Consider the following 16,867-nt stretch of genomic DNA (forward strand, 5'->3'; position numbering starts at 1 on the left):
ACAGTCGATCCGGTACTTCGCTTTGCTGGATGGTCAGTCAGGAAGCATAAAGTGCGCCGCTGTTCTATTGCTACGCACAATAATGCATTCTTCAGCCATAATCATTGTAATTGTTCATCTTGTGAATTAAGGTCCAGGCGACGGAATAACGAAAGACTAAATTAACCATAATAAGGAGTTTAGGATGAAAGTTGCAGTCCTTGGCGCCGCCGGTGGTATCGGCCAGGCGCTTGCCCTACTACTTAAGACCCAACTGCCTTCAGGTTCAGAGCTCTCGTTGTACGACATCGCTCCGGTTACGCCGGGCGTGGCGGTAGATCTAAGTCATATCCCCACAGATGTAAAAATTAAAGGATTTTCCGGTGAAGATGCTACCCCGGCGCTGGAAGGCGCTGATGTGGTGCTGATCTCCGCGGGCGTAGCGCGTAAGCCCGGCATGGATCGTTCCGACCTGTTTAATGTGAATGCCGGCATCGTTAAGAACCTGGTGCAGCAGATTGCCAAAACCTGCCCACAGGCCTGCATCGGTGTTATCACCAACCCGGTGAATACCACCGTGGCTATCGCCGCCGAAGTGCTGAAAAAAGCCGGCGTGTACGATAAAAACAAGCTGTTCGGCGTCACCACGCTGGACATTATCCGCTCCAATACCTTTGTCGCTGAGCTGAAAGGTAAATCGGCAACCGAGGTGGAAGTCCCGGTCATTGGTGGTCACTCCGGCGTCACCATTCTGCCATTATTGTCGCAGATCCCGGGCGTCAGCTTCAGCGATCAGGAAGTGGCCGATCTGACTAAACGCATTCAAAATGCCGGTACCGAAGTCGTGGAAGCGAAAGCGGGCGGTGGGTCGGCGACGTTGTCGATGGGTCAGGCGGCTGCGCGCTTTGGTCTCTCTCTGGTTCGCGCGATGCAGGGAGAGAAAGGTGTGGTGGAGTGCGCCTACGTGGAAGGCGACGGCCACTATGCGCGTTTCTTCTCCCAGCCGCTGCTGCTGGGAAAAAACGGCGTGGAAGAGCGACAGTCTATCGGCAAACTCAGCGCCTTTGAGCAGCAGGCGCTGGAAGGCATGCTGGACACCCTGAAGAAAGATATCGCGCTCGGCGAAGACTTCGTCAACAAGTAACCTCGCACGTGCAAAAAAGCCGGAACCGTTGTTCCGGCTTTTTATTGCCTCACTTTTCGCCTCCATGCGCCAGCGGTCGGGCAAATCTGCTAAAATCCCCCGCGTTTTAAGCCACCAGCCATGAGGACAGCGTGAAAAAGATCGAAAGAAAACAGACCCGGGACCAAATCGCGCAGATGATTCGTTATCAGATCCTCTCCGGCGCCATGAAACCCGGGGAGGAACTGACTCAGGAGAACATCGCGGAACAATTGGGACTTTCACGTATGCCGGTTAGGGAAGCGCTACAGTCCCTTGAACAGGAAGGATTTCTGGTGCGCTTGCCTAACCGACATATGCAGGTCTCCACGCTGGCCGTCGAGGATGTGAGCCATATTTTTCGCGTTATCGCGGTGATGGCTGCTGAACTGTTTGCCCTCGTGCCGGCAAATCAGGGGGAATTACTTCGCGCGCGCGCGCAGGAGCTGGCGCGTGCTGGCGATAATGCCGGTGAACTGGCGTTTCATCAGTTGCTGATTTCCTATCTTGATAACCGCTATCTGGCAAAGGCGTATCAGCAATTTTTGGACGGTTATATTTCCTATGTCATTCTGTACCTGAAAGAGGATGGCCAGGAGTCGGCGCAGATCCTGAACGAACTGGCGAGCGCCATTGGCCATGGCGAAGGCGAAAAAATTGCTCAGGCAACACAGCGTTATTTCCTTATGCTTGCGGAGATAATGCGTCAACATATGAAGGATTGGGAAAGTGCAGAAGCCTAAATTAGGGAAAATTAAGCTTCTTTCCGCGAAGGAGCAGGTGGCGGCGGTTTTGCGTAAAGCGATCCTTTCGCGGGATTTAGTGGAAGGGAAGGAAATTACCCTTGAAGGGATTGCCAAAATGGTTGGCGTTTCCAGCATGCCGGTACGTGAAGCGTTTCAGATTTTAGCCGCCGATGGTCTGATTCAAGTGCGGCCGAATAAAGGTGCGGTGGTGCTGGGGATTAATGAGCAGACTATCCGCGAGCATTACGAAATTCGCGCTGTACTGGAAAGTGAAGCGGTGGCGAAAGCTTCTCGTCCAGGGACCGATATTTCACGCATCGCTCAGGTTCACTATGCCGCAGAGAAGGCGCTGGCAGACAATAATTCTGCTGAATATTCCGACCTGAACCAGGCCTTCCACATGGAGATCTGGAACGCGGCGGGAAATGAAAAAATGAAGATGCTGCTCTGCAACATGTGGAACGGACTGTCGATGGGGCACAAGGTGACCGAAGAAGAGTACGCCGTCATTTCCCTCCGTGAACATAAAGCGATCTTACAAGCGCTTGAGCAGCATAACGAAGCGCTGGCCCGTCAGCGAATGCATGAGCATATCATCCGCTCGATGGAGAATATGCTCACGCGTTACCTGCCCGATCCTGCTCCCTGACCGGATCGATCGCCAGCGAATAGCTGGCGTTTGTTATATTTATCAACGTTATTAATTCCTCAACGTGACGATCTGCGCAGGATCTTGATGTAGATCTCATTGCGCGATCATTCCACAAAAACGCATTGACTTACTTTTTGCATGGGAATAATTTCTCCCTCGTCAATATTGGATACAATATCATATATCATTGATAGGAAGAATTATAAGTATGGAACCGATTACCATCACCCTATGTTTGCTGGTGTTCGCTATCGTCATGTTCGTCTGGGAGAAAGTGCCGCTGGCAGTGACTTCCATGGTGGTTTGTGTGGCGTTAGTGGTCACTGGCGTATTGGATCTGAAGCAGGCCTTTGCCGGTTTTATCGACAGCAATGTCATTCTTTTTGTCGCCATGTTCGTCGTCGGCGGGGCGTTATTTGAAACCGGGATGGCCAATAAAGTCGGCGGGGTGATCACTCACTTCGCCAAAACCGAAAAACAGCTGATTTTCACCATCATGGTGGTGGTCGGCGTGATGTCGGGCTTTCTTTCCAACACCGGTACGGCGGCGGTGCTGATCCCGGTCGTCATTGGCGTGGCCGCCAAATCGGGGTTTTCCCGCTCGCGTCTGCTGATGCCGCTGGTGTTTGCTGCCGCGTTGGGCGGCAACCTGTCGCTGATTGGCGCCCCGGGCAACCTGATCGCGCAATCGGCCTTACAGAACATCGGCAGCGGCTTCGGTTTCTTTGAGTATGCGAAAGTGGGTCTACCGATGCTGGTCTGCGGCATCCTCTATTTCCTGACCATCGGCTATAAGTTTTTGCCCAATAATCCAAACAGCGGGGAAGTGGGCAGCGTCGGCGAACAGCGGGATTACAGCCACGTTCCACGCTGGAAGCAGATCCTGTCCCTGGTGGTGTTGATCGCCACGATCCTCGGCATGATTTTCGAAAAACAGACCGGCATTAGCCTGGCGGTGGCCGGCTGTATCGGTGCCCTGGTGCTGGTGGTTACCGGGGTGCTGACGGAAAAGCAAGCTTACAAAGCTATTGATTCACAGACTATTTTTATTTTCGGCGGCACCCTGGCGCTGGCAAAGGCGCTGGAAATGACCGGGGCGGGCAAGCTGGTGGCTGACCAGGTTATCGGTCTGCTGGGCAACAACTCCTCGCCGTTCATGCTGCTGGTGGTGGTCTTTGCCCTCTCCGTGGTGATGACCAACTTTATGTCCAATACCGCCACCGTCGCGCTGTTGGTGCCGGTGAGCCTGTCGATTGCCGCCGGTATGGGCGCCGATCCGCGTGCGGTGCTGATGGCGACGGTGATTGGCAGCTCCTGCGCCTATGCGACGCCGATCGGGATGCCCGCCAATATGATGGTGCTGTCGGCCGGGGGCTATAAGTTCGTCGATTACGCCAAATCCGGCATCCCTCTGATTATCGTTTCCACCATTGTCAGCCTGATCCTGCTGCCAATCCTTTTCCCTTTTCATCCGTAACTTACGGACGCTGTTCTGACTAAGGAGCCTTTATGAGCAAAAGCGAACAGATATCCCGCATGACCGACATCATGGCCAGATTTGTGGGATATACCGGCAAAGTATTGCCTGATGACGTCACGGCAAAACTAAAAGAGTTGCATAAGAAAGAGACCAGCCAGCTGGCGGACGTCATCTTTACCACCATGATTGAAAACCAGCGTCTGGCGAAAGAGCTGGATCGTCCCTCCTGCCAGGATACCGGCGTGATCCAGTTTCTGGTGGAGTGCGGCGCCAACTTTCCGCTGATCGGCGAACTGGAAGCGCTGCTGCGCGAATCGGTGATCAAAGCCACCGTCGACTCCCCGCTGCGTCATAACAGCGTCGAGACCTTTGATGAATACAACACCGGTAAAAACGTCGGTAAAGGTACGCCGACGGTCTTCTGGGAGATCGTTCCCAATTCCGATCAGTGCAGCATCTACACCTATATGGCTGGCGGCGGCTGCTCGCTGCCGGGTAAAGCGATGGTGTTAATGCCTGGCGCTGGCTATGAAGGGGTGACCCGCTTTGTGCTGGATGTGATGACCAGCTATGGCCTGAACGCCTGTCCGCCATTGCTGGTTGGCGTTGGGGTGGCAACGTCGGTGGAAACCGCGGCGCTGCTGTCGAAGAAAGCGCTGATGCGCCCGATTGGCTCGCACAATGATAACGAACGGGCGGCATCGCTGGAAAAAATGCTCGAAGACGGCATCAACAAAATCGGTCTGGGCCCGCAGGGGATGTCCGGCAATACCTCCGTGATGGGCGTCAATATCGAAAATACCGCACGCCATCCTTCCACCATTGGCGTGGCGGTCAACGTCGGCTGCTGGTCGCACCGCAAAGGACATATCGTTTTCGATAAAGACCTGAACTACACCATTACGTCTCACACAGGAGTGGCATTCTGATGGCTAAAAAAATACTCACTACGCCCATTAAAGATGAAGATTTAGCTGATATTAAAGCGGGCGATATCATTTATCTCAACGGCCATATTGTGACCTGTCGCGATGTGGCTCATCGTCGCTTAATTGAGGGCGGGCGTGAATTACCGGTCAATGTTGCCGGTGGCGCGATATTGCATGCCGGGCCGATTGTGCGACCGATTAAAGGTTCGGAAGATAAATTTGAAATGGTCTCCGTTGGGCCGACCACCAGTATGCGCATGGAGAAATTTGAAAAAGAGTTTATTGCCAGGACTGGCGTGAAATTAATCGTTGGTAAAGGCGGTATGGGGAAGGGAACCGAAGAGGGTTGCGCCGAGCATAAAGCCTTGCACTGCGTGTTCCCGGCCGGCTGCGCGGTCGTCGCCGCGGTCTGCGTGGAAGAAATCGAAGATGCGCAGTGGCGTGATTTAGGGATGCCGGAAACCTTATGGGTATGTCGTGTGAAAGAGTTCGGGCCGTTAATTGTCTCAATCGATACCCACGGCAATAACCTGTTTGAGCAGAATAAAGTGATCTTTAATCAGCGCAAAGACATGGTCGCCGATGAAATCTGCAAACATGTGAGCTTCATTAAATAACCCCGATTGAATATATAGCGCAGTAATGGCAGCGGCAGCTGACTGCTAAACAGAGGCTTCTGACCAGGCGGTCCGGGGAAATCCACTCGGCTAACGCGGTCTGCTGTTAGCCATTATTGCGCCCCTCCCAAAGGCTATTTTATGACTGACAATGCCGTCCTGTTAGGCGAAGGCTTCACCCTGATGTTTCTCGGCATGGGCTTTGTGCTGGTGTTCCTGTTGCTGCTCATTTTCGCCATCCGGGGAATGTCCCTCGCCGTCAACCGCCTGTTTCCCGAGCCGCCTGCCGCCCCCAAACCGGCCCCGGCCGCCGTCGCGCCCGCCGACGACTTCGCCCGCTTAAAGCCGGCGATTGTCGCCGCCATTCACCACCATCGCCGTCTTCACCCTTAATTCACGGAGGAATTTATGACCGTTGCCATTACCGATGTCGTCCTGCGCGACGCCCACCAGTCCCTGTTCGCCACCCGTCTGCGTCTCGACGATATGCTCCCCGTCGCCGCTCAGCTGGATGACGTCGGCTACCGCTCCCTTGAGTGCTGGGGCGGCGCCACCTTTGACGCCTGCATCCGCTTCCTCGGCGAGGACCCGTGGGTCCGCCTGCGCGAGCTGAAAAAGGCGATGCCGAAGACCCCGCTGCAGATGCTGCTCCGCGGCCAGAACCTGCTCGGCTACCGCCACTACGCCGATGACGTGGTGGAGCGCTTCGTGGAGCGCGCCGTCAAAAACGGCATGGACGTCTTCCGCGTCTTCGACGCCATGAACGACCCGCGCAACATGCAGGCCGCCCTGCAGGCGGTCCGCCGCCACGGCGCCCACGCCCAGGGTACGCTTTCGTACACCACCAGCCCGGCGCACACCCTGCAGACCTGGCTCGACCTCACCGAACAGCTGCTGGAGACCGGCGTTGACTCCGTCGCCATCAAGGACATGTCCGGCATTCTGACGCCGCATGCCGCCTTTGAGCTGGTCAGCGAAATCAAAAAACGCTACGACGTCACCCTGCACCTGCACTGCCATGCCACCACCGGGATGGCGGAGATGGCCCTGCTGAAGGCCATTGAAGCCGGGGTCGACGGCGTGGATACGGCGATTTCGTCCATGAGCGCCACCTACGGCCACCCGGCCACCGAGGCGCTGGTCGCCACCCTCGCCGGCACGCAATATGACACCGGGCTGGATATCCACAAGCTGGAGAGCATCGCGGCCTACTTCCGCGAGGTGCGTAAGAAGTACCACGCCTTCGAAGGCCAGCTGAAGGGCACCGACAGCCGTATCCTCGTCGCCCAGGTCCCGGGCGGGATGCTCACCAACCTCGAAAGTCAGCTGAAGCAGCAGAACGCCGCCCACCGTCTGGATGAGGTGCTGGCGGAAATCCCCCGCGTGCGCGAGGACCTCGGCTTCATCCCGCTGGTCACCCCGACCTCGCAGATTGTCGGCACCCAGGCGGTGCTCAACGTCCTGACCGGCGAGCGCTACAAAACCATCGCGAAGGAGACCGCCGGTATCCTGAAGGGCGAGTACGGCCACACCCCGGCGCCGGTGAACGCCGCCCTGCAGGCGCGGGTGCTCGACGGCGCTGAAGCCATCACCTGCCGCCCGGCCGACCTGCTGAAGCCGGAGCTGGCGCAGCTGGAAGCCGACGTCAGACGCCAGGCGCAGGAGAAGGGCATCACGCTTGCCGAAAACGCCATCGACGACGTGCTCACCGTGGCCCTGTTCCCGCAGCCCGGCCTCAAGTTCCTCGAAAACCGCCACAACCCGGCAGCCTTTGAGCCGGTACCGCAGGTGGAAGAAGCCAGACCTGCCGCGAAGGCTGAGAAACCAGCCGCCTCCGGCGTCTACACCGTGGAAGTGGAAGGCAAAGCCTTTGTGGTCAAAGTCAGCGACGGCGGCGACGTCAGCCAGCTCAGCGCCGCGCCGGTGGCCGCTGCGCCTGCTGCCGCCCCGGCTCCGGCCGGCGCCGGCACCCCGGTGACCGCCCCGCTGGCGGGCACTATCTGGAAGGTGCTGGCCGCGGAAGGCCAGACGGTGGCCGAAGGCGAGGTGCTGCTGATTCTGGAAGCCATGAAGATGGAGACCGAAATCCGCGCCGCGCAGGCCGGGACCGTGCGCGGTATCGCGGTGAAAGCCGGCGACGCGGTGGCGGTCGGCGACACTCTGCTGCAGCTGGCGTAAGGACGAGGAGCGGAAATGGAAAGTCTGAACGCCCTGATTCAGGGCATGGGGCTGATGCACCTGGGGGCCGGCCAGGCGGTGATGCTGCTGGTCAGCCTGCTGCTGCTGTGGCTGGCGATTGCGAAGAAGTTCGAGCCGTTACTGCTGCTGCCGATTGGCTTCGGCGGCCTGCTGTCGAACATCCCGGAGGCCGGGCTGGCGCTCACCGCCCTGGAGAGCCTGCTGGCCCACCACGACCCGGCGCAGCTGGCGGTGATTGCCGCGAAGCTCCACTGCGCGCCGGACGTCCACGCCATTAAGGAGGCGCTGGCGCTGGCCCTGCCGTCGGTGCAGGGGCAGATGGAGAGCCTCGCGGTGGACATGGGCTACTCCGCCGGGGTGCTGGCCATCTTCTATAAGGTGGCGATTGGCTCGGGCATTGCGCCGCTGGTGATTTTTATGGGCGTTGGGGCAATGACCGATTTCGGCCCGCTGCTGGCCAACCCGCGCACCCTGCTGCTGGGGGCGGCGGCGCAGTTCGGGATCTTCGCCACCGTGCTCGGGGCGCTGACGCTGAACTACTTCGGCATCATCAGCTTCACCCTGCCGCAGGCGGCGGCCATCGGCATCATCGGCGGCGCCGACGGCCCGACGGCGATTTACCTGTCGGGCAAGCTGGCGCCGGAGCTGCTGGGGGCCATCGCGGTGGCCGCCTACTCCTACATGGCGCTGGTGCCGCTGATCCAGCCGCCGATCATGAAGGCGCTGACCAGCGACAGGGAGCGGAAGATCCGCATGGTGCAGCTGCGCACGGTGAGTAAGCGGGAGAAGATCCTGTTCCCGGCGGTGCTGTTGCTGCTGGTGGCGCTCCTGCTGCCGGACGCCGCGCCGCTGCTGGGGATGTTCTGCTTCGGCAACCTGATGCGCGAGAGCGGTGTGGTGGAGCGGCTGAGCGATACGGTGCAGAACGCGCTGATCAACATCGTGACCATCTTCCTCGGGCTGTCGGTGGGGGCCAAGCTGGTGGCGGACAAGTTCCTGCAGCCGCAGACGCTGGGGATCCTGGTGCTGGGGGTGATCGCCTTCTGCGTGGGCACCGCGGCCGGGGTGCTGATGGCGAAGCTGATGAACGTGTTCAGCCGGCACAAAATCAACCCGCTGATCGGCTCGGCGGGGGTGTCGGCGGTGCCGATGGCGGCGCGGGTGTCGAACAAAGTGGGTCTGGAAGCGGACGGGCAGAACTTCCTGCTGATGCACGCCATGGGCCCGAACGTGGCCGGGGTGATCGGCTCGGCGATCGCCGCCGGGGTGATGCTCAAGTACGTGCTGGCGATGTAGGCCAGCCTGTTCCCGCGGCTGGCATACCGGCCGCGGAGATTTCTCATAAGGAGACGGTGATGAATGAAGCCATAGCATGCTGTCCGGAAAACCGGACATCAACACGGGAGGCGGTGGTTGACGCCATGCTGGCGTCAGGCGATGAACTTGCACAACTGCAGCCGGCGCTGAACCTGCTTTCGCCCCCGCTGAACGCCACGCCTGGTGAAGCGCTGCTGGCCAGCTGTTATGAGGCCGGCGCTGACCATAACGCTGACGAGGCGACACGGGCGGTGATCGCCTTACCGGCGGCGGTCGTGCGCTCTGCGACGCCCTCGCTGCAGCGCAGCGGTCTGCTGTGCATGGCGGCCGGGGCGCTCAGCGCCCGGCAACTTCCGCTGACGCACAACCGGCTGTGCGACGTGGCGGGGCAGTTCGCCCGCGCAATCCCTGAAGGCGATGAAGAGGCGGGCAGTGGATTTTATACCGTGCGCAGCGTGTCCCTGCCCGTCTACCGGCGGCTGCGGCGGGATAACCATTCCCACAGCGTCTGTCTGCAGCAGGCGCTGCTGCATTTGCTGGCCTGGAAGAGTGAGTCGCCCTGGGCGCGGCAGCAGGCGCAGCGCCTGCTCTGGCAGGGTGGCGTGCTGGGTGAGAAGGGGGAATTTGCGCTACTGACGCTGGATGATGAGCTTCGTGAGCGACAGATAGTCTGGCCCGGGCTGAGATCGCTGCTGGCGGTGACCGGGTTTCTGGTCAGATTCCCGGCCGGTCCGGTATTTAGCGATTAACGTGGCTCCCCAAACGGGGAGCCGTTTAGTTGGTGGCCGGGTATTCCTGAACGGCGATATGGAGCGTAATTTTCTTATCATCACGCATGATGACTACCGGAATTTCCGATCCCGGGCGGATCTCGGCCACCTGATCCATCGTCTCCAGTGCAGAAACCGCAGGTTTGTCATTCACGGAGATGATCACGTCGTTGGCGCGGATCCCGGCTTGTGCTGCGGGGCCATCAGGCGCCACATCGTTAACCACGATCCCCTGGATCTGATCGATCCCGCCGCCCTGCGCGTGCAGCGGGGCGATCTCCCGGCCGCTAATGCCGATATAGCCGCGGATCACCCGGCCATCCCGGATCAGCTTATCCATAATTTTGGTCGCTAACTGGAACGGGATCGCAAAGCCAATGCCTTCCGGCGTTTCGCCGTCATTGCTTTTGTCAAAGGAGAGGGTGTTAATCCCCATCAGCTCGCCGAGGGAGTTCACCAGCGCCCCACCCGAGTTACCGTGGTTAATCGAGGCGTCAGTTTGCAGGAAGTTCTGGCGGCCGGTCGGGTTGAGGCCAATGCGCCCTGTGGCGCTGATGATCCCCTGAGTGATGGTCTGCCCCAGGTTATAGGGGTTGCCAATCGCCAGGACGACATCGCCAATATGCGGCGTGCGTTTCGGGTTGATCGGGATCACCGGCAGCCCGCCGGTGGCGTTGATCTTCAGCACGGCGAGGTCAGTCAGGGTGTCGGATCCGACCAGCAGCGCTTCGAAGACGCGGCCGTCCTGCAGTGCGACAATGATCTGATCGGCATCATTGATAACATGCTTGTTGGTCAGGATATAGCCGCGCTGATCCATGATCACCCCGGAGCCAAGCGTCAGCTGATTATGGCTGGTGCTGTTCAGGGCGCGGTTATAGACGTTCACCACGGCGGGCGCCGCGCGGCGTACGGCGGCGTTATAGCTCACAGGGGAGTCGTCTGCCGTATCGTTTTGGGTGGTCGGCGTCAGCTGCCACTGGCGCAGCGATGGCATCAGGGCCAGCAGCAGTCCCCCGACAATCAAACCGATGAGTATCGAACGTAATAACTTTCCAGGCATGATGCAAATATCGTTAATGAATGGTCAGACGCAGCATAGCATGAGTTGTCCGGACATCGCACATGGCGGCGATGTCCGGGAAGACAATCAGCGTAGCAGCAGATAGATGCTTTCGTTGCCGCGGATCACATTCAGGGCGATGACCGGCGGTTTGCCTTCAAGCACTTTGCGCAGTTCGGCAATCGAATGAATACGTTCCCGGTTAAGGCCAATGATAATGTCATCCTTATGCAGGCCGACCTGGGCGGCGGCGCTGCCTTTATCGACATTATCGATCACCACGCCTTTGGTACCGTCCTTCATCTGACCATCGCTGAACGAGGCTCCCTGCAGGGCAGGGATAATCAGCTCGGCGCTGGCGGTGGAGGAGGTGCTCTTATCCAGCGTCACTTCGACATCGACCGGTTTTCCGTCGCGCAGCAGGCCCAGTTTGACCTTGGTCCCCGGTTCGGTGGTGGCGATGCGCGAGCGCAGTTCGGCAAAACTGTTCAGCGGCTTGCCGTTCAGACTGACAATGACGTCGCCGGATTTGATCCCTGCTTTGGCGGAACCGGAGTTTGGTAACACTTCACTGACGAAGGCGCCGCGCTGAACGTCGAGATTCATCGCCTTAGCGATATCGGCGCTCATTTCCATGCCTTTAATGCCCAGCAGGCCGCGCTTGATTTCGCCAAACTGAATGAGCTGGTCGGCGAGGGTTTTCGCCATGTTGCTTGGAATGGCGAAGCCGATGCCGATGCTACCGCCGCCCGGCGCCAGGATCGCGGTGTTGATCCCGATAAGCTCGCCGTTGAGGTTCAACAGCGCGCCGCCGGAGTTACCGCGGTTAATCGAGGCATCGGTCTGGATGAAATTCTCCAGCCCTTCCAGGTTCAGGCCGCTGCGGCCAAGGGCAGAGATAATGCCGGAGGTGGCGGTCTGGCCAAGGCCGAACGGGTTGCCGACGGCGACGGCGAAGTCGCCGACGCGGAGTTTATCGGAGTCAGCAATGGCGATTTGCGTCAGGTTCGCCGGCTTGATCAGCTGCAGCAGAGCGATATCGCTCTGTTCATCGCTGCCGACCAGTTTGGCATCAAATTCACGGCCATCGTTCAGCTGGACGCTGATCTTCTGCGCCTGATTGATGACGTGATTATTGGTTAGCACGTAGCCTTTCGCTGCGTCGATGATGACGCCGGAGCCGAGCCCTTCAAACGGCTGCGCCTGCTCCTGCGGGGCGTTATCACCAAAATATTTCTTCAGCTCTTCCGGCATATTGAGCGTCGGCGAGGCGGTGCCTTCCACCTGCACGCTGACCACCGCTGGCAGGACCTTTTCCAGCATCGGCGCCAGGCTCGGTAACGCGCCCTGGCCGGGCACCTGAGTCGGTAAGGATGCTGCTGCCGGAGGCAGGGCCGACAACGATAACCCAATGCTTAACGCTAACGCACTCAACAGCAAAGTCTGTTTCTTCATTAGATGCTGGCTCTCGTAACCTGAGGTGTATGGAAAAACGTCCTGAATAACCTGATGTTATTGAATTTTTGCACAGGTAACAATGTGGGTACTGGTTTAAATTGTAGCCGGGAAGTGGGGGAAGGAGCGGGCGCGGTGGGCGCGCCCGGAGATATTTTATCAGACGCGATCAGTTAATCGCGTTTTGCGCCACCGCGCAGTAAACCGGATGCGCCTTCAGAGTAGTCGCGCGGCATCTGGACCGGCGCCTGATCGTTGCTGGCTTCAGACTCTTCCAGACGGTTGCGGAACGGGTTGGCGTCTGCCATAGAGTCCGGCAGCAGGTTGTTAGAGCTTTTCGCCATATGCTGATACAGCTGACGATAGTCATGCGCCATGTTATCCAGCAACTCGGCGCTGCGCGCGAAGTGGCTGACCAGCTCTTCACGGTATTCTTCAAGCTCGGCTTTATTCTTTTCCAGTTCGAACTGCAGCGCCTGCTGCTGGCGCAGTTTGCGGTTGCCGAAACGCATGGCGACGGCACCAATAATGATACCGACGACTAACCCAATTAGCGCGTATTCCCAGGTCATGAACATCTCCCGTTGTTTTGTGGTTCCGTAGGGTGGCTCTTAGGCTCTCCGCCTGCGCCCGATAGTGCCACTATAACCGCTAATTCCACAGAAGTGGAATCCTGGCGTATCATCGCGTAGTGTAGAACGGCCTTTTTTTCGTCAATCGTGAGCTTCGGCATTACGGTTTTCAAGGAATAACAATTAGATCATGCAAAGCCTGTCTCCAACATCGCGTTACCTTTTAGCCCTGAAAGAGGGCAGCCATCAACCCGACGACGTCCAGCAAGAAGCGGTGAGCCGCCTTGATACCATTTACCAGGAACTGCAGACTCAGCCCGCGCCCGTCGCGTCAGGCGGCGGTTTGCGCGCGAAATTCGGCAAACTGCTGGGCAAGCGCGAACCGGTTGTCGAGGCGGCACCTGTCCGCGGCCTGTATATGTGGGGCGGCGTGGGGCGGGGGAAAACCTGGCTGATGGACCTGTTTTACCAGAGTCTGCCGGGCGAGCGTAAGCAGCGCCTGCATTTCCATCGCTTCATGCTGCGCGTGCACGAAGAGCTGACCACCCTGCAGGGACATAGCGACCCGCTGGAGATTGTCGCCGACCGTTTCAAGGCGGAAACGGATGTGCTCTGTTTTGACGAGTTTTTCGTCTCTGATATTACCGATGCCATGCTGTTAGGCGGGTTGATGAAAGCCCTGTTTGCCCGCGGCATCACCCTGGTCGCCACTTCCAATATTCCGCCGGATGAGCTCTATCGCAATGGCCTGCAACGGGCCCGTTTTCTGCCGGCGATCGACGCCATCAAGCAGCATTGCGATATTATGAACGTCGATGCCGGCATCGATTATCGTCTGCGTACGCTGACGCAGGCGCACCTGTGGCTGTCGCCACTGAACAGCGAAACCCGCGAACAGATGGATAAACTGTGGCTGGCGCTGGCCGGGGCGCCGCGCGCTGCTGCCGGGCCGACGCTGGAGATCAATCACCGCGAGCTGCCCACGCTTGGCGTCGAAAACCAGACGCTGGCGGCGTCGTTCGCCACGCTGTGTGTGGATGCCCGTAGCCAGCATGACTATATTGCCCTCTCCCGTCTGTTCCACACCGTGATGCTGCTCGACGTGCCGGTGATGACCGCGCAGCTGGAGAGCGAAGCGCGGCGCTTTATCGCCCTGGTGGATGAGTTCTATGAGCGCCACGTGAAGCTGGTGGTCAGCGCCGCGGTGCCGCTGTACGACATTTATCAGGGAGAGCGGCTGAAGTTTGAGTTCCAGCGCTGTCTGTCGCGTCTGCAGGAGATGCAGAGCGAAGAGTATCTCAAGCGTCCGCATATGCCCTGACAGGGCGCTTTTTCCCGACGGATTGAGAGCCGGAAGGCCACCCCGGGGCCTGCCTGAAAAATCTCATAAAGGGGTCGATCTTTGACCCCGACTTCTCTATAATCTTGCGACCCCACGTTACGAGAAGGTTTTTTTCCCGAAACTTTCTATGCGCCGGCATAGGCTATTCGAAGGGGTAGGTTTGCTGGACAATGTCGTGTGAACCTCAACTGACTAAACGTTTGGGTGTTCACCAACGTGTAACTTATTATTTGGGTAAGCTTTTAATGAAAACTTTTACAGCTAAACCAGAAACCGTAAAACGCGACTGGTATGTTGTTGACGCGACCGGTAAAACTCTGGGCCGTCTGGCTACTGAACTGGCTCGTCGCCTGCGCGGTAAGCATAAAGCGGAATACACTCCGCACGTTGATACCGGTGATTACATCATCGTTCTGAACGCAGAAAAAGTTGCTGTAACCGGCAACAAGCGCGAAGACAAAATGTACTACCACCACACCGGCCACATCGGTGGTATCAAAGAAGCGACCTTTGAAGAGATGATTGCCCGCCGTCCTGAGCGTGTGATTGAAATCGCGGTTAAAGGCATGCTGCCAAAAGGCCCGCTGGGTCGTGCTATGTACCGTAAACTGAAAGTTTACGCGGGTAACGAGCACAACCACGCGGCACAGCAACCGCAAGTTCTTGACATCTAATCGGGATTATAGGCAATGGCTGAAAATCAATACTACGGCACTGGTCGCCGCAAAAGTTCCGCAGCTCGCGTATTCATCAAACCGGGCAACGGTAAAATCGTTATCAACCAGCGTTCTCTGGAACAGTACTTCGGTCGCGAAACTGCCCGCATGGTAGTTCGTCAGCCGCTGGAACTGGTCGACATGGTTGAGAAACTGGATCTGTACATCACTGTTAAAGGTGGTGGTATCTCTGGTCAGGCTGGTGCGATCCGTCACGGTATCACCCGCGCTCTGATGGAGTACGATGAGTCCCTGCGTGGCGAACTGCGTAAAGCAGGCTTCGTTACTCGTGACGCTCGTCAGGTTGAACGTAAGAAAGTCGGTCTGCGTAAAGCACGTCGTCGTCCGCAGTTCTCCAAACGTTAATTGTCTTCTGCTCACGCAGAACAATTTGCGAAAAAACCCGCTCCGGCGGGTTTTTTTATGGATAAAACGGCTGTTATCCACAATCATGCCGCCGGTTTTCGCCACTTTTTCAGCATTTCCAGAATCCCCTCACCACAACGTCTTCAAAATCTGGTAAACTATCATCCAATTTTCTGCCCAAATGCTGGTGATTGTTCATTTTTTGTTTTATTCGTGAACGAAGGTGACATCGCGCTACTGGGGTTTTTACATCTGGCCGGTCATGAGTGACTGGCAGCAGTACAAAATTCTGAATATACCTGGAGGTTTTCATGGCTGTCGCTGCCAACAAACGTTCGGTAATGACGCTGTTTTCTGGTCCTACTGACATCTATAGCCATCAGGTCCGCATTGTGCTGGCTGAGAAGGGTGTCAGTTTTGAGATAGAGCACGTGGAGAAGGACAACCCACCTCAGGATCTGATTGACCTCAACCCGAATCAAAGCGTACCGACGCTGGTGGATCGTGAGCTCACTCTGTGGGAATCTCGCATCATTATGGAGTATCTGGATGAGCGTTTCCCGCATCCGCCGTTAATGCCGGTTTATCCGGTGGCGCGTGGAGAAAGCCGCCTGTATATGCAACGTATCGAGAAGGACTGGTATTCGCTGATGAACACCATCCAGAGCGGTACCGCAGCGCAAGCTGATGCTGCGCGTAAGCAGCTGCGTGAAGAACTGCTGGCCATCGCGCCGGTCTTCACCCAGAAACCTTACTTCCTGAGCGACGAGTTCAGCCTGGTGGATTGCTACCTGGCGCCGCTGCTGTGGCGTTTGCCGGTTCTCGGTGTGGAACTGGTTGGCGCAGGCGCGAAAGAGCTCAAAGGCTACATGACTCGCGTATTTGAGCGTGATTCCTTCCTCGCTTCTTTAACTGAAGCCGAGCGTGAAATGCGCCTCGGTCGGGGCTAAATAATGGATGTATCACAGCTGACGCCGCGTCGCCCGTATCTGTTACGGGCGTTTTATGAGTGGCTGCTGGATAACCAGCTGACGCCGCACCTGGTGGTGGATGTCACTCTGCCGGGCGTGCTCGTACCGATGGAGTACGCGCGCGACGGACAAATCGTTCTCAATATTGCCCCACGTGCGGTCGGCAATCTGGAGCTGGCGAATGACGAGGTGCGTTTTAACGCGCGCTTTGGCGGCGTGCCGCGTAACGTGTCTGTTCCGCTGGCTGCGGTACTCGCCATCTATGCCCGTGAGAACGGCGCCGGCACGATGTTTGAACCGGAAGCGGCCTATGACGAAGATGTCAGCAGCCTCAACGATGATGACGTCGCGCCTGAGAGTGAAAGCGAAACGGTGATGTCGGTGATCGATGGCGATAAGCCGGATAATCACGACGACGATCCTGACGACACGCCGCCGCCGCGCGGTGGTCGCCCGGCGCTCCGCGTTGTGAAGTAACGCCTGACAGGCCCTCCGGGGCCTGTTTTTTTTCCTGCCTGCTTTGTTAACCCC

General features: G+C 57.9%; 19 protein-coding genes. 16 read left to right on the forward strand and 3 right to left on the reverse strand.

Annotated elements, in window-relative coordinates; genetic code table 11:
* Positions 1–184: 184 nt before the first annotated feature.
* The 10 genes from mdh (at position 185) to AS136_RS00220 (ending at position 9,830) form a co-directional block, all read left to right on the forward strand.
* Positions 185–1,123, forward strand: a complete 939-nt coding sequence (gene mdh / locus AS136_RS00175; protein ID WP_008806678.1) for a malate dehydrogenase — start codon at positions 185–187, stop codon at positions 1,121–1,123.
* Between the two features lie 131 nt (positions 1,124–1,254).
* Positions 1,255–1,884 (forward strand): GntR family transcriptional regulator, encoded by a 630-nt coding sequence (locus AS136_RS00180; RefSeq protein WP_008806677.1) that lies wholly within the window; start codon positions 1,255–1,257, stop codon positions 1,882–1,884.
* Positions 1,871–2,536, forward strand: coding sequence for a GntR family transcriptional regulator (locus tag AS136_RS00185; protein ID WP_063266633.1), 666 nt, complete (start codon positions 1,871–1,873; stop codon positions 2,534–2,536). Before AS136_RS00180 ends, AS136_RS00185 begins: the two co-directional genes overlap by 14 nt.
* Before the next feature lie 211 nt (positions 2,537–2,747).
* Positions 2,748–4,016, forward strand: coding sequence for an SLC13 family permease (locus AS136_RS00190; RefSeq protein ID WP_008806675.1), 1,269 nt, complete (start codon positions 2,748–2,750; stop codon positions 4,014–4,016).
* A 32-nt stretch (positions 4,017–4,048) separates the two neighbouring features.
* Positions 4,049–4,948 carry a L(+)-tartrate dehydratase subunit alpha gene (gene ttdA / locus AS136_RS00195; RefSeq protein WP_008806674.1) on the forward strand — a complete coding sequence of 300 codons (900 nt, stop codon included), beginning with the start codon at positions 4,049–4,051 and terminating at the stop codon, positions 4,946–4,948.
* A complete protein-coding gene (gene ttdB / locus AS136_RS00200) occupies positions 4,948–5,565 on the forward strand; it encodes a L(+)-tartrate dehydratase subunit beta (protein WP_012967163.1) in 618 nt (205 codons plus the stop codon). Before ttdA ends, ttdB begins: the two co-directional genes overlap by 1 nt.
* Before the next feature lie 141 nt (positions 5,566–5,706).
* A complete protein-coding gene (locus AS136_RS00205; RefSeq protein WP_012540458.1) occupies positions 5,707–5,958 on the forward strand; it encodes an oxaloacetate decarboxylase subunit gamma in 252 nt (83 codons plus the stop codon).
* A 15-nt stretch (positions 5,959–5,973) separates the two neighbouring features.
* Positions 5,974–7,743: a sodium-extruding oxaloacetate decarboxylase subunit alpha gene (gene oadA, locus AS136_RS00210; protein WP_023323326.1), complete on the forward strand. Its 1,770-nt coding sequence runs from the start codon at positions 5,974–5,976 to the stop codon at positions 7,741–7,743.
* A gap of 15 nt (positions 7,744–7,758) precedes the next feature.
* A complete protein-coding gene (locus AS136_RS00215) occupies positions 7,759–9,060 on the forward strand; it encodes an oxalacetate decarboxylase subunit beta (protein ID WP_023323325.1) in 1,302 nt (433 codons plus the stop codon).
* Positions 9,061–9,119: 59 nt separating this feature from the next.
* The gene (locus AS136_RS00220; protein WP_008806668.1) at positions 9,120–9,830 is read left to right on the forward strand and encodes a hypothetical protein; all 711 of its coding nucleotides are present in this window, start codon (positions 9,120–9,122) and stop codon (positions 9,828–9,830) included.
* A gap of 25 nt (positions 9,831–9,855) precedes the next feature.
* On the opposite strand, the gene degS is transcribed toward AS136_RS00220, so the two are convergent.
* The 3 genes from degS to zapG all read right to left on the reverse strand — a co-directional run bounded on the left by degS (position 9,856) and on the right by zapG (position 12,941).
* Positions 9,856–10,914: an outer membrane-stress sensor serine endopeptidase DegS gene (degS, locus tag AS136_RS00225; RefSeq protein WP_008806667.1), complete on the reverse strand. Its 1,059-nt coding sequence runs from the start codon at positions 10,912–10,914 to the stop codon at positions 9,856–9,858.
* An 87-nt stretch (positions 10,915–11,001) separates the two neighbouring features.
* Positions 11,002–12,369 (reverse strand): serine endoprotease DegQ, encoded by a 1,368-nt coding sequence (degQ, locus tag AS136_RS00230; protein WP_008806666.1) that lies wholly within the window; start codon positions 12,367–12,369, stop codon positions 11,002–11,004.
* 173 nt (positions 12,370–12,542) lie between these two features.
* On the reverse strand, positions 12,543–12,941 hold the full coding sequence (gene zapG / locus AS136_RS00235) for a Z-ring associated protein ZapG (RefSeq protein ID WP_012540461.1): 399 nt from the start codon (positions 12,939–12,941) through the stop codon (positions 12,543–12,545).
* Positions 12,942–13,131: 190 nt separating this feature from the next.
* On the opposite strand from zapG, the gene zapE reads away from it, so the two are divergent.
* The 6 genes from zapE to sspB all read left to right on the forward strand — a co-directional run bounded on the left by zapE (position 13,132) and on the right by sspB (position 16,813).
* Positions 13,132–14,262: a cell division protein ZapE gene (gene zapE / locus AS136_RS00240; protein WP_008806664.1), complete on the forward strand. Its 1,131-nt coding sequence runs from the start codon at positions 13,132–13,134 to the stop codon at positions 14,260–14,262.
* A 266-nt stretch (positions 14,263–14,528) separates the two neighbouring features.
* Positions 14,529–14,957: a 50S ribosomal protein L13 gene (gene rplM, locus AS136_RS00245; protein ID WP_002918559.1), complete on the forward strand. Its 429-nt coding sequence runs from the start codon at positions 14,529–14,531 to the stop codon at positions 14,955–14,957.
* Positions 14,958–14,972: 15 nt separating this feature from the next.
* A complete protein-coding gene (rpsI, locus tag AS136_RS00250) occupies positions 14,973–15,365 on the forward strand; it encodes a 30S ribosomal protein S9 (protein WP_000829815.1) in 393 nt (130 codons plus the stop codon).
* A gap of 57 nt (positions 15,366–15,422) precedes the next feature.
* Positions 15,423–15,635: a hypothetical protein gene (locus tag AS136_RS28035; protein ID WP_136047529.1), complete on the forward strand. Its 213-nt coding sequence runs from the start codon at positions 15,423–15,425 to the stop codon at positions 15,633–15,635.
* A gap of 41 nt (positions 15,636–15,676) precedes the next feature.
* Positions 15,677–16,315: a stringent starvation protein SspA gene (gene sspA, locus AS136_RS00255; protein WP_002918467.1), complete on the forward strand. Its 639-nt coding sequence runs from the start codon at positions 15,677–15,679 to the stop codon at positions 16,313–16,315.
* A 3-nt stretch (positions 16,316–16,318) separates the two neighbouring features.
* Complete coding sequence (sspB, locus tag AS136_RS00260) at positions 16,319–16,813, forward strand: ClpXP protease specificity-enhancing factor (RefSeq protein ID WP_008806663.1); 495 nt, start codon at positions 16,319–16,321, stop codon at positions 16,811–16,813.
* The last annotated feature ends 54 nt before the right edge of the window (positions 16,814–16,867 follow it).

The organism is Klebsiella sp. D5A (assembly GCF_001620885.1).
Lineage (GTDB): Bacteria > Pseudomonadota > Gammaproteobacteria > Enterobacterales > Enterobacteriaceae > Klebsiella > Klebsiella variicola.